A 13,748-nucleotide genomic window follows, 5' to 3' on the forward strand; every position below is an offset into this window, starting at 1 on the left:
ATTATTACTTCATAACTAAGACTTGACACTAATTCTAATTCTGAATTATTCCGTCAATTTTGGTAATATAGAGTGCATAGTGCTGGATTGAGGATAACAGGATGAACTCACTCCCAGAAATAGAAGCCGCTATTATGCAACTGTCTGAAGGCGAAATACGGGATCTATCGAACTGGCTCCAAGAATATCTCAATCATGCTTGGGACAAGCAAATTGAAGCAGATGCAAAATCGGGTCGATTGGATCGGTTAGTCCAGCGTGCAAAAGCAGATATTGAAGCTAATCGGGTGAAACCGTTAGATGAAATCCTTAACAACCCCTGATTTTTGGCGCTCTTATGCTGCACTTTAAACTGAAGTTAAAGAGCAAGCTAGAAAGGCGTATCGTCTTTGGATTAATAATCAATTTCATCCGTCTTTGCATTTCAAAAAAGTAGGAAATGATTTATGGTCAGTCAGGATTAGTTGTGGATATCGCGCACTAGCACTAAAGAACGGCGAGGATTATTACTGGATCTGGATTGGGTCACATGATGAGTATGAGACGCGGATTGGATAATAATATCATTCTTTAGCCGATGTAGTTATCAGTTACCAGTGAACACTAGTATTTTGTCAAGCTAGTTTTGATAGTTTGTAGTAAGGAATTTAGTCCTTACTACGAACTTGCTTACTTACTTAATAACTAATATTTGTGTGGTGTTTTGCCAAGAGATGAAATCAATAATTGATCGCTGTTAAACCAGCGCTGCTGTTGCTTTCATTGCAAAAATTTTCTCAATCACATCCTCTACTACCTTATCTGGCGTGGAAGCACCAGAAGTAATTCCCACGACAATTTCTCCCTCTGGTAACCAGTTTTCTGTAGTTATTAACTGCCCATTTAATTGCCGATGTTCAATAGAATATCTTGATTTGAGGCGTTCAACAGTATCAATATGATAAGAAGGAATTCCCCGCTCAAAAGCAATTTGTTGCAACTGAGTAGTATTCGATGAATTAAACCCACCAATTACTACCATCAAATCTAAATTATCTTCTACTAACTCCAACATGGCATCTTGGCGTTCTTGGGTGGCGTCACAGATGGTGTTAAAGCTTTGAAAATGCTGATTTAACTCCGTGGGGCCATACTTGTGCAACATAGTCCGCTCAAAAAGCTTGCCAATTTGCTCAGTTTCGCCTTTAAGCATCGTGGTTTGGTTGGCAATACCAACTCTTGCTAAATCTTGATCGGGGTCAAATCCTGCTGAACAAGCTTTAGCAAATTTTGTCAGAAATTCTTCACGGTTCCCACCATTGATAATATAGCTAGCAACATATTCTGCTTCTTGCAAATTCAACACAATTAAATACTTGCCAGCAAAAGAACTAGTAGCAACTGTTTCTTCGTGCTTATATTTACCGTGAATTATTGATGTATAATCGATTTTTTTGTGCTTTTCTACTGTATTCCAAACTTTAGATACCCAAGGACAAGTTGTATCAACAATTTTGCAGCCTTTATCGTGAAGTATCTGCATTTCTTGAACGCTAGCCCCAAAAGCGGGTAATATGACTACATCACCAGTTCCAACAACAGAAAAGTCTTTATTCTTTCCTTCAATGGGGATGAATTCTACTTCCATCTCCTGCATTCGCTGATTTACAGAAGGGTTGTGGATAATCTCGTTAGTAATCCAGATATGTTCTGTAAGGAAGTGCTGGCGGGTTTCGTAGGCCATTGCCACAGCGCGTTCTACACCCCAGCAAAAGCCAAAGGCTTGTGCTAGTCGGATTGTCACATCACCTCGTTGCAGAGTGTAATTGCGATCGCGAATTTCTTGAATCAAATTACTCTGATACTCAGACTGCAACTGGGTGGCAACTTCTGCTTGATGACCAAACCCCTTGCGATTGTAATTTTCTGAATGTTGCAGACTGCGCTTAAAAGCTTTTGTATCCATTAGATTTGTTTACTTAAACCACTATTTTTTATTTTCTCGCGCCCAGACGCGATTTATACAAAGTTGTATTCAAAGATATTACTTCTTTTTGTCCTTTACCCTTTTCCCGTGAAGGACGTTAACGCTGGGGTTTTAATTCGATCTCGCCATAAATCTGCAATGCAGAACGCCAAACTATATACCCTTCAGGACTTAAATGTAAGCCATCAGTAGTAAATTCGCGGCGAAGATTACCTTGTTTGTTGGTAAACAGGGGATGTAAATCGAGATATTTGACACCTTTTTTGTTACAAATAATTTGCAGTTGCTGATTCAACTCACGAATGCGACTATTGGCAACAGCCAATAGTTTATCTCGTCCTTTCCAGGTTGCTTCCTCTGCCCCATGTGGCAAAATCGATTGGACAACAATTTGCGCCGTAGGATGCGTCTGTCGTAGGTAATTGATAATTTGACGCTGATTATCTAAAATCACCCTGTCGCTCATTCCCCGAATTAGGTCATTAATGCCAATCATCACAAAAATCACCTCTGGCTGAGTGCGGTCAAATATCTTCAATCTTTTCAAGAGTCCATTACTGGTTTCGCCAGAAATTCCTTGATTAAGCCAATTTTTACCTTCGGGTAATAACTCAGGCGGAAACCACAAACTCAAAGAATCTCCCACCAAGATGCTTAAATGCGGAGGACGTTGATCTGCGGCTACCTTGGCTTCTTGCATGAGGATGTCTACCCACTGTTGGTAAGAGAGTTGGTGACGACGACCTAAATCAGGTGTAGCAATTTCGGGTGAGTTGTTCAGGCTGATTGGCTCTGGGGATGTTATTATCCCAAAAAAAGCGGACAATCTCTGCTGTTGCCAAATTAGCAGGATGACCGCTAACATTAGGATGCCGTTGGTTAACAGCGAGAAAAATGCCCAGATAGGAAAGGTTTTTGCAGATGTAGACACGACTAGCGAAATTTACCAATTATTTGAATCAAATTTTAACGCTAGCGATCGCAAATTACACAATCTTAAACTGGGGAGTGGGGAAGAATAATAACTCCCTACTCCCTACTCCCTACTCTTTACTCCCTACTCCCTAGTAAGTGGGTAAGTGGGACGATCGCCAAACTCGGAGTTGTAACCTTCTTCACCATGTTCGTTGATATCTAAACCTTGCAATTCAGCTTCCTCTTTAACTCGCAGCCCGACTGTAGCATCGATAACCTTGAGAATAATCCACGTGCCAACACCTGCGATCACATAAGCAACGGCAATTGCTGCTAGTTCAACTCCCAATTCACCCAAATTACCACGTAGCACCCCGTCTTTACCTCCGCCGTTGACTTGAGTTGTGGCAAAGATGGCTGTTAAAATTGCCCCCACTGTACCACCAACACCATGCACCGGATAGGTATCTAAAGCATCGTCAATTTCTAGCTTGTGCTTAAAACTCACAGCATAGAAGCAAACAAAAGCGGTAATGAAACCAATTAAAATCGCTGATAGCGGTGTGACAAATCCGGCGGCGGGAGTGATGCCAACTAAACCAGCAACGGCTCCTGTAGCCGCTCCCACGGCTGTCGGTTTACCCCGTAAAACTGCTTCCAAAATTAGCCACATTAAAGCTGCCGCCGCCGCCGCCGTATTGGTGGCAACAAAGGCTGTTGTTGCTAAATTTGTTGTTAAGTCACCAGAAGTTCCACTAGCAACAGATAGGGCACTACCAGCGTTAAAACCGAACCAGCCAAACCACAGCAAGGCAGCACCCAGCAAAATGAAAGGAACATTGTGCGGCGGACTAAGACGATCGGGATGGGTTTTCCGAGGCCCAAGGACGATCGCTGCTACCAGAGCAGAAACCCCAGAACTAATATGAACTACTGTGCCACCTGCAAAGTCGAGGGCACCCAAACCACCATACAAACCTAAAAATCCACCTTTCGCCCATACCATGTGGGCCAGAGGGGCGTAAACAAAGGTTGACCACAGCAGCACAAACAGCGAATAGGCGCGGAAACTCATCCGCTCAACGATCGCCCCAGAAATTAAGGCTGGGGTGATAATAGCAAACATGGCTTGGTAGATCATGAATGCCTGGTGGGGTATCGTTCCGGCGTATGAGACGACATCAGCATATTTGGCGTCTGCTGCTTTGAGGGCGTTTTCATATGGCAAATGCGGCAAGTAGCCTTGAGTTTCTAAACCAACACCATTCAACCCGAACCATTGCAATCCACCGATAAATGGGAAACCTGGCGCGAAGGCAAGACTATAGCCCCAGAGAATCCACGTAACTCCCACGATCGCCATCAACACAAAGCTCATCATCAATGTGTTTAGGATATTGCGCGATCGCACAAATCCACCGTAAAAAAACGCCAATCCTGGTGTCATTAACAGCACCAGTGCTGCTGAAATCAGCATAAATGCCGTATCTCCAGTATCAGCAGCAGGTGGAGCAGCTGGTGTTTGGGCAAAAGCATTGCCCATCAGCGGCCCTCCTAAAAACAGTAGGGTCATAGCCCCAATCATCACAATTTTCTTCAACACTTTTTTTCTTCCTAAGCACCAATGATTTGTATACTTAACTACATTTGATTACTTTTAGTTATACATTTTTGTGTTGAAAGTTACTTAACCTTAATTTTCTAGAAATGTTAACGAAAATATAATCCTGTTCGTAGTTGCCAAGATTTAAATAAGGGTGTAGACATGCAATGATTGCATGTTTATTTTTTGAAGAATAGCATTTTATTCAAGCGCTACAAAATTCCAAATTTTTAGTTACCTACTGTTACAAAGCAAGATACTTGTGATAATTGAGAATTATTCTAAATTATCAGAGAATTTAGCCCAATATGTGATGATTTCTCTTGATATCTCCCGCATACATGCGTAAATATCCACATGGCTGATTATTACAGGTTAGTTGCCAAAAAATCTTTGCAATTTTGGATGAGGTTATTATCCCTCTAAAAGGCAATATTATAAAAGTTATTGGTCAAAAATAATATATAAATTTTACTTAACTTCTGGGTGCAAACATGATAATTAAAACACTTAATAAAGCTAAACATGCTCCGATGAAGTCATAGCGGTCTGGAGTTACCCCGTCTACCTTCCAACCCCAAAACATTGCCATTGCGATAAACACGCCACCGTAAGCCGCATACACTCTGCCAAAATTTGCCGATTGGAGAGTTGCAATAATCCCATAGAAAGCTAAAGCAATTCCACCCAATATGCCCCACCAGAACGGCTTACCTTCGCGCAACCACAACCAAATCAGGTAGCCGCCCCCGATTTCCAATAAACCAGCCCACAAAAAATACAGTAGGGACTTAATCATTTAACAAATTCTTAATAAGGTCGAAGTCAGTGAAATTACGCTAACGCTTTTAACTAAAGTGTTGTCATTAATTAAAGTAAGTTTGTTGACAAATTGGGGATTGGGGACACAACGACTGCGCTCAGTGCATCGCTGGGGACTAGGGACACAACGACTGCGCTCAGTGCATCGCTGGAGACTGGGTACTAGGTACTAAGGAATGGGAAAAAACAAGATAAAGACTTCTTTTTTAATAATTCCCCCTAATCCCCAATCCCTAATACTTCGGCTTACCTCGGCTTCGCTCGGCACAAGTGCGAGAGTACAAGTCCCCAATCTCCAGTAAAGAGTCCCCAGTAAAGAGTCCCTAATCCCCAGAATAAGGATGAAAGCACCATTACCTGATAACGAAGCACAGAGAATCGAGACGCTTTTGGAGTATAAGATTCTCGACACACCATCTGAAGCAGCTTTTGACGACCTCACCCGTTTAGCATCGTATATTTGTCAAACTCCTATTGCTTTAATTAGCTTAATTGATACAAACCGTCAGTGGTTCAAGTCAAAAGTCGGAATGGAAGCCCTAGAAACACATCGAGATTTGGCATTCTGTGCCCATGCTATTCTACAGCCTGATGTTTTTATTGTGCCTGATGCAACAGATGACGAAAGGTTCGCCACCAACCCACTGGTAACATCTGACCCAAAGATTCGGTTTTATGCTGGTGTACCTCTGACTAATCCTGAGGGATATGCACTAGGAACCCTATGTGTAATTGACTACGTACCACGAAAACTTACACCAGAACAAGTGGAGGCATTACGAACCTTAGGCCGTCAAGTCATCAAACAACTGGAATTACGCCGAAATTTAGCAAGTTTGGTACTTATAACCAAGAAAGGCAAACAGGCGCAGACGGTACGCAAGCAATTTTTCAAAAAGATTGCAGCAGGTTTTGGTTTAGCGTTGGCAATTTTAGTTTTGATTGGCGTGGTTTCTTATCAAAATCTAAGCGTATCTACTAATAATAGCAGTATATTAAAAAACATTTTTCAAAAAATCAACAGTCTAGAAAAACTACAGTACCAGATAAAGGATGCTGAGACTAGACAAAGTAGTTACATCTTCACTGGAAAACAAATTTATCTCAAACCTTATCAAGCAGCACTTGCTAACGTCGATCAAGAAATTGCCAAACTGAAGAGTTTAACAGCAGATCAACCGAATCAACAAAAGCGAATTGCTACGCTTGAATTTCTAATAACGGCTAAACTTACTGAACTAAAACAGACTATTGACTTGCGCCAAAACAAGGGATTAGAGGCGGCATTACAAGTATTAGTGAGAAACGATCGACAAAATCTCATGGATGATATCCGCAAGGCGATCAATGAGATGGAAAACGAGGAAAGGGGAAGACTCCAACAGCAGTTACAAGCAAAAAAAGCCACTAGTAATAACACAATTCTGACACTTGCGATCGCCATATGCCTAAGTTTTATCGTTCTTGCTGTAGTCTACTACTTCATCTATCGTGAGGTCATTGAGTGCAAAAGAACAGAAGAAGCCTCAAACCAAGAACACAACTTTATCTCAGCAGTCCTGGATACAGCCAGCGCCTTAGTAGTAGTTGTTAACTCCAAAGGGCAAATTGTTCGCTTCAATCAAGCTTGTGAGCAAACAACGGGTTACTCCTTCGATGAGGTGAGGGGTAGGTATTTCTGGAACTTGTTCTTACTTCCTGAAGAGGTGGAGTCAGTCAAAGCAGTTTTTGAGCAATTGCTAACTGGTAGAGGCTTGTTAGAAAACGAAAACTATTGGGTAATGAAGGATGGCAGCTGCCGACTAATTGCCTGGTCGAATACCTTCTTAAAAAACTATGAAGGATCGGTGGAATACATTGTTGGCACTGGCATTGACATCACCGATCGCAAACGCGCACAACAGCATTTAACTGCACAATATGTTGCAACTCGCGTTTTAGCAGAGTCCGCCACGATTAGCGAAGCTACTCGCCAAACCTTGCAAGGGATCTGCGAGAGTTTGGCATGGGATTTGGGTGAAATTTGGATGGTGGATGAGCAAGCAAATGTGCTGCGTTTTCTCGATATGTGGCATAAAGCATCCCTTGAAGTGCAAGAGTTTGCAGCTCTGAATCAGCAAACCACCTTTGCACCAGGAATTGGCCTACCTGGCCGGGTTTGGGCTAGTTCTGAACCTGTTTGGATCGCTGATATCGTTAAAGAACTCAGTTTCTCCCGCTTCAAAATCAGCCCTCAAGTACAACTACACGCAGCTTTTGGTTTTCCGATTCGTAGCGGTCACAAAATCCTTGGTGTGATTACCTGCTTCAACCGTCACATCCAACCGCCTGACCAAGATTTGATCAAAACGATGAATTCTATCGGTGAGCAAGTGGGGCAATTTATCCAGCGTCAAGAGGCTGAAGAAGAAATACAACGGCAAAACTTGCGATCGCAATTATTTACCGAAATCACCCTTAAGATTCGCCAGTCTTTGCAAATCGAAGAAATTCTCCAAATCACTGTCGAGGAGGTACAAAAAATTCTCCAGACTGACCGAGTTTTAATCTATCAGCTTTTGCCTGATGAATCTGCACCCACCGTTATTGAAGCAGTAGTTTCTGGCTTACCAACAATCAAAGAGCAAAACATCAGCGCCCCCTACTTTCGAGCCGAATATCTACAGCAGTACTATCTACAGCAGTACCGTCAAGGACAAATTTTAGGGCTAGCTAACTTCGATCTGCCAGAAGTCGAACAAAACCATCTGGAATTAATCCAACATTTTGGGGTCAAAGTCAATTTGGTTGTGCCCATTCTTGTCAAAGAAGAACTTCGTGGTTTGCTCATAGTTCATCAGTGTGACGATTCCCACCACTGGTCTAGCTTTGAAACTCATCTTTTGCGGCAAATAGCCGACCAAGTAGGTATTGCCTTAGCCCAAGCCCAACTATTAGCAGCAGAAACTCGTCAGCGACAAGAACTTGAAATTGCCCGTCGCCAAGCCGAATTAGCTTCTCAGGCTAAAAGTGCCTTTTTGGCAAATATCAGTCATGAAATTCGCACTCCGATGAATGCTGTATTGGGCATGACCAGTTTGGTGTTAGATACTCCCTTAGACCCAGAACAGCGAGATTTTATTGAAATAATTCGTAGTAGTGGAGACGCCCTTTTAAGTTTAATCAACGAAATTTTGGATCTTTCCAAACTTGAGGCTGGAGAGATGGCTCTCGAAACTTTAGATTTTGACCTATCCACTTGTCTAGAAGAAGTGGTGGAATTATTGGCTCCCTCAGCCCATAACAAGGGATTAGAAATTGCCGTACTGATTGAGCATAATGTCCCCACCCAGCTCAAAGGAGATACTGGTAGGCTGCGGCAAATTCTCATGAATTTAATCAGCAACGCTATCAAGTTCACCAGCGCTGGCGAAGTATTAGTGCAAGCCGAATTGCGTACGCTTACCTCTACTACAGCCACCATCCATTTTGCCATCACAGATACAGGTCTTGGCATTAGCCCTGAAGATCAACGCAAACTCTTTATGCCATTTACCCAAGTGGATGCTTCGACCACTCGCAAGTATGGTGGTACCGGTTTGGGATTAGCCATCTGTAAACAACTGGTGACTTTAATGGGAGGAGTGATTGGGGTAGAAAGTCAGATGGGGAAAGGATCTAAGTTTTGGTTTGAGGTGCTTTTTACAAAGCTTGTTGAGCCTGTTTTGCCAAAATGCGATCGCGGACTTTTGAACAATCGCCGCTTGTTATTGGTGGATAACAACACCACTAATTACAAAATTCTCTCCCATCAAGCTAGTTATTGGGGAATGCAGATAGATCAAGCTGACAGTATTGCTACTGCTCTCAAAGTTATTCAGAAAGCTTGTGAGCAAAGGAAATCTTATGATGTCGCCTTGATTGATATAAAAAATGACATGACAATAGAAGAACAAATTAAAGCCAATTCTGCAATTGCTGAAATACCTTTGATTATGCTCACCTCTACTAATCAACGAGATCAAGTGCAGCAGACGCTCAAAATCGGATTTGCTGCTTATTTGGTCAAACCTATTAAGCCATCACGACTCCTTGATGCCATTATAAATATTTTAGAAACTCGGTCAAAATCACAACAAGGGGCTAAAGGCTCTTGGCTAAAGACTACTAAAGAAATCCAGAGTCCAGATTCAGGCATTTTGACCTCCTCTTCCCCTAACCCCGCTACTAAATCCAAGTTAAGAATTCTCTTAGCTGAAGATAATTTGGTAAATCAGAAAGTAGCCTTGAAGCAACTCGATAGTTTGGGCTACAAAGCCGATGTCGTTGCTAATGGCAAGGAAGTTTTGCAGCTATTAGAAAAAATTCCTTACGATTTGATTCTAATGGATTGCCAAATGCCAATTCTAGACGGTTTAGAAACCACAAAAGAAATTCATCGTTGGCAAGAGGATACTTTTGCTCTGCGTCGTCGTCCTGTAGTGATTGCAATGACCGCTAATGCGATGAAAGAAGATCAAGAAATGTGTCTCAATGCCGGAATGGATGACTATCTGACTAAGCCAGTGTTTAAAGAAAAATTGGCTGCAACCCTAGAGCATTGGACAGGTGTGATCCTTTCAAAACAAGAGGCAGTTGTATATGAGCAGACAGTTACCACTGATCTAGCAATTGATTGGGAACACTTGCATCAGATATCGGGAAATGACACAGAATTTGAGTTAAATCTATTGCAAGTATGCGTTGAAGATATTAAACCTCGTTTAGAGATAATTAAAGCAGCGATCGCATCTCATGACTTTGGGCAAATTGCGCGAGAAGCTCATCACCTGAAAGGTGCTAGTGCCAACATTGGAGCCACAGCTATGTACCTAGCATCTGACAAACTAGAACAATTGGCTTACCATCAAGACCTTAGAAATACTACTAACTTAATTTTAGAGTTAAAAGAATTTGTTAACTGCATTCAAGATTTTTTAATCAGAAACGAGGTAACAAATCTAACCTTGTTACCAATCAAAAATGATGGTGCATAAACCTGCAATTAACATGCAAAAACAGCCTTTTTACAGCAAGTGTCAGCAAAAATTAACCGAACCAGAACCTGGATAAAATCTTCCTACATCTCCAGCAACTTTAGCTGATATAGTAGCTGATACCGTCGCTATTTGGCGATTTATCATTATTCAAGAGGTCTTATGAAACGCTTAATCTACATCATCCCCGTTACTGTAATTGCCTTACTGACATTAGTGGGATGCAACAGCGATCAAAAATCTACTACCCAGACTCCTGCTGCTACTGAAACCACTGCGGGGACAGCAGTATCCAAAACAGCTGTTGCTACACAGGGAGGTTTTAATACTTTGGTCAGTGTAGTTTCAAATACCAAAACTGCGGTGCAAGGCGGAAACTTTGACAAAGCTCAACAGGAATTTAATAAGTTTGAAACCTCTTGGTCTAAGGTTGAGGATGGTGTCAAAACTAAATCTTCAAAAACCTATAATGTAATTGAAGATGCTGCGACCCAGGTGAAGGGTGCGCTGAAAGCAAAAGATAAAGCGAAAGCTCTTAAAGGGTTACAAACACTTGATACAAATATCGCCAGTGTTTCTAAAAAGTGAGGTAAAGCTAACATAAAGCAGGAGGCAAAAGACACAAGATAGTAGGAAAACAGTCTTTATATCTGGCTTTGAACAAGTAGCAAAATGCTATAGTTTCCACTGGAGATTTTGGATAATGCGTTCATTTCGCAAGTACCACCGGACTTTGGCGATTATTTTGGCTTTACCGCTTGCTGTAACATTGTTAACTGGAATTGCAGCTACGCTGGTAGGTGAGTGGTCAGCTAACCTGGGAGTAGGGCGTAGTCTACTGCTTTCGATTCATCGTGGTGAAATATTTGGTTTACAGGGAATCTACCCGATTTTGAACGGACTAGGACTATTGGGATTGTTGGTTACTGGATTAAGTATGACTAGTTTGTTTGGTAGAAAAAGGCCAAAATCCCAGAAGGATTAGAAAAGACATAATTTCACTTCCCGTGCGATCGCATAGCAAAAAGGTTAGGACTAGCCCTTTCAAGGTGACTAGTAAAATCTCTTTTTTTCTCTCTGCGCCGCGCCAGTTGCTACCCTGCCTTAACGCTAAGAGCGAACAAGTTGGGGAACCGCAAGGGCGGACTGGCTTCTCTGTGCCTAATAATGTTTAAAAGTAATTTTTATAATTTTATTAGGCGCAGATAACACAGAGTAAAGAGCTTAAAGAGGAATTTCTGGTCTAAAATTGTTATTCATCTTGAAAGGGCTGCTAGCGACAAGCCGCTAAGAGCGTCTACGCAATCTACAAAAACAGAGATTGAACAGTCAAATCCTTTTGGGTAATGGTGAAGTTACGCTGTTCTGCTGTGGCAATGAATGAAATGATCGCTTCACACGCCACAGCTACAGTTAACATTACTAGGTTTCGTGTCAGGGGATAATTACAGACATGATTATTAACCTCAGAAGGAACGCGATAAACGTCATTCCAAATCACTTCTGCATAATCAGCCGATAGCCCAGCATGAAGACAAGGTATGCTTAATTGTTCAGCATAATCTTTCACTGCTTGACGTGCCACGCTATTGTCAAAGACATCGACAATTAACTGGCTGTCTTTGAGTAGTTGAGTTGTATTTGCTGGTGTCAACTCCTTTGTTTTGGCATCAACTTTAGTACCAATTGCTCGATATAAATTGTTCGCCAAAATTTTCGCTTTGAACGCTCCAACATCAGAACGGTAGTAAGGCTGAGTTGAAAGGTTACGCTCCTCAATGCGATCGCGATCAATCACTGTAAGTTTATCAAAACCAGACCGAGCTAAGTTTTCCGCAATGTTAGCTCCTAATGCTCCAGCCCCACAAATTCTTACAGAATAATTTTTTAGCTTTGCCATCACAGCATTGCTGCGGTAAAGCTGTTCATGAAAAAAGATACTCATAATAATTCGTAATTCGTAATTCTTAATTCGTAATTAATACACTCAGATCAATTCTCCATGAAGATGCACTTAATCTTGAAAAACGAACCGCCATCGCGCAGCGTCTCCAAGAGTTGAACGCCAAGAACGCCAAGGAAGAGTGAGATAATCATTTAGTGCAAGCTTATAAAAAATTGGTATCACCACTCTTGATGTTCCATCACACCTACTAAGGATTGCAAGTCAAAATCGCGATCGCGTCCACTCAAACAAATACCAGAACTGACAACTGTCAAATCAGTTTTAGCGATCGCACTACTGTGGCAAACACCATCAGCTGTTGTCCAATCAACTGTCCAATAATCACCGCGATCGTGAAATTGATTTAATTCACCACTACCCGTTTGCAATGCCTTTTTTAGTCGCTTTTCATCCTGTTGGGGTTGAGTAAAGCCCTCAATTCGCTGAGTTGCTAATTCATACACTGTGCGGATTTCTGGAGTGATGCCCTTAAACTGTAATTCCTCAGCAGGAGTGAGTTGCTTGACGGCAGATTGCAGAGTTTCAACAATTGCCGGATCGGTACGGCGATCGACTTCCTCGAACCAGCAAGACTGTCCATTCCATCGGGCAATGATTTGCTCAAAGGTAACGCCCTCGGTTACTAGATGCACTGCAATCGGCTTAACTACTTTCAACCGTTGACGCATATCTGCTTCATTCACGGGATATGCTAACCAAGTTTGTTTTTGCAGTGGGTGTGCTAACCGCAGTCGTATTTGTGGAAAGTGTTGCAGGTATTTTGCAACTTGGGGCAAGTCTGCCTCTTCCACAACCGTTGCTGTCTTCTCATCCACAGGCTGAAAAATCCCCCAACCTTCAAATTTACTAGGCTTTGGACTGAAGGTGTAGACCATCCCAGCTACCCGTGTGCGAACCTGTCCATCCTTGACGCAGGGTGCAAGGAATTGAGTGGCATATAACTGTGCTTCTGCGATCGCAATTTGGTTGATTAGCTTAAATATGTTAATCATAACTAATACCAATTTTTTTAAACAAGGTTACAGATGCAACCCTATAAAATCTGACTTTCTTAATTACGAATTACGAACTTGTACTCTCGCACTTGTGCCGAGCGAAGCCGAGGTAAGCCGAAGTATTACGAATTAAGATAATTCTGCGTGCAAGTTGGTGGAGCATTGCGTGTTCTCAGTTACTAGAGGGACTCTGCTGGTGAGTTGTTACACACTCTTTCAAGGATGGCTACTTTTAAGCCTACCTCCCAGGTTCTTCGTACTCCCCGTTCACACACGCCCACTGCATTTGGCAGTGTTACCTTTCCTCTCGTACTAGTATGTAGGCTCCACGAGTTGGGGCACACAGGATATTATTATAATACAACATACTACAAAAAAATGCTACTTTCCCGATTACAAGACAAGAGGTAAACTCATATCTTGCACCAACCGAAGATACCCGTAAAAAACAAATAAAGAGTATAAA

10 protein-coding genes are annotated in these 13,748 nt (G+C 42.0%); 4 read left to right on the forward strand and 6 right to left on the reverse strand.

Going from position 1 to position 13,748, the window contains the following annotated elements:
- Nucleotides 1-101 precede the first annotated feature (101 nt).
- A complete protein-coding gene (locus ACFFAP_RS13200) occupies nt 102-323 on the forward strand; it encodes a hypothetical protein (protein ID WP_375511645.1) in 222 nt (73 codons plus the stop codon).
- A gap of 413 nt (nt 324-736) precedes the next feature.
- Here the strand turns inward: ACFFAP_RS13200 and ACFFAP_RS13205 are convergent, their stop codons facing one another.
- The 4 genes from ACFFAP_RS13205 to ACFFAP_RS13220 form a co-directional block, all read right to left on the reverse strand.
- The gene (locus ACFFAP_RS13205; protein ID WP_375511646.1) at nt 737-1,945 is read right to left on the reverse strand and encodes a 4-hydroxy-3-methylbut-2-enyl diphosphate reductase; all 1,209 of its coding nucleotides are present in this window, start codon (nt 1,943-1,945) and stop codon (nt 737-739) included.
- A 118-nt stretch (nt 1,946-2,063) separates the two neighbouring features.
- Nucleotides 2,064-2,897 carry an SGNH/GDSL hydrolase family protein gene (locus ACFFAP_RS13210; protein WP_375511647.1) on the reverse strand — a complete coding sequence of 278 codons (834 nt, stop codon included), beginning with the start codon at nt 2,895-2,897 and terminating at the stop codon, nt 2,064-2,066.
- Nucleotides 2,898-3,023: 126 nt separating this feature from the next.
- Nucleotides 3,024-4,454, reverse strand: a complete 1,431-nt coding sequence (locus ACFFAP_RS13215; RefSeq protein ID WP_375511655.1) for an ammonium transporter — start codon at nt 4,452-4,454, stop codon at nt 3,024-3,026.
- A gap of 505 nt (nt 4,455-4,959) precedes the next feature.
- Entirely contained in the window at nt 4,960-5,283 is a 324-nt protein-coding gene (locus ACFFAP_RS13220) for a YnfA family protein (RefSeq protein ID WP_375511648.1), read from the reverse strand.
- A gap of 364 nt (nt 5,284-5,647) precedes the next feature.
- On the opposite strand from ACFFAP_RS13220, the gene ACFFAP_RS13225 reads away from it, so the two are divergent.
- From ACFFAP_RS13225 to ACFFAP_RS13235, 3 genes are all read left to right on the forward strand, one after another.
- On the forward strand, nt 5,648-10,321 hold the full coding sequence (locus tag ACFFAP_RS13225) for a GAF domain-containing protein (protein ID WP_375511649.1): 4,674 nt from the start codon (nt 5,648-5,650) through the stop codon (nt 10,319-10,321).
- 162 nt (nt 10,322-10,483) lie between these two features.
- A complete protein-coding gene (locus ACFFAP_RS13230) occupies nt 10,484-10,909 on the forward strand; it encodes a DUF4363 family protein (protein ID WP_375511650.1) in 426 nt (141 codons plus the stop codon).
- A gap of 115 nt (nt 10,910-11,024) precedes the next feature.
- On the forward strand, nt 11,025-11,306 hold the full coding sequence (locus ACFFAP_RS13235; RefSeq protein WP_375511651.1) for a peptidase: 282 nt from the start codon (nt 11,025-11,027) through the stop codon (nt 11,304-11,306).
- Between the two features lie 321 nt (nt 11,307-11,627).
- Here ACFFAP_RS13235 and ACFFAP_RS13240 read toward each other — a convergent pair whose 3' ends face one another.
- Nucleotides 11,628-12,266, reverse strand: a complete 639-nt coding sequence (locus tag ACFFAP_RS13240; protein WP_375511652.1) for a ThiF family adenylyltransferase — start codon at nt 12,264-12,266, stop codon at nt 11,628-11,630.
- Between the two features lie 179 nt (nt 12,267-12,445).
- The gene (locus tag ACFFAP_RS13245) at nt 12,446-13,279 is read right to left on the reverse strand and encodes a hypothetical protein (protein WP_375511653.1); all 834 of its coding nucleotides are present in this window, start codon (nt 13,277-13,279) and stop codon (nt 12,446-12,448) included.
- Nucleotides 13,280-13,748: the final 469 nt, after the last annotated feature.

The organism is uncultured Nostoc sp. (assembly GCF_964245575.1).
Classification (GTDB): Bacteria; Cyanobacteriota; Cyanobacteriia; order Cyanobacteriales; family Nostocaceae; genus Nostoc.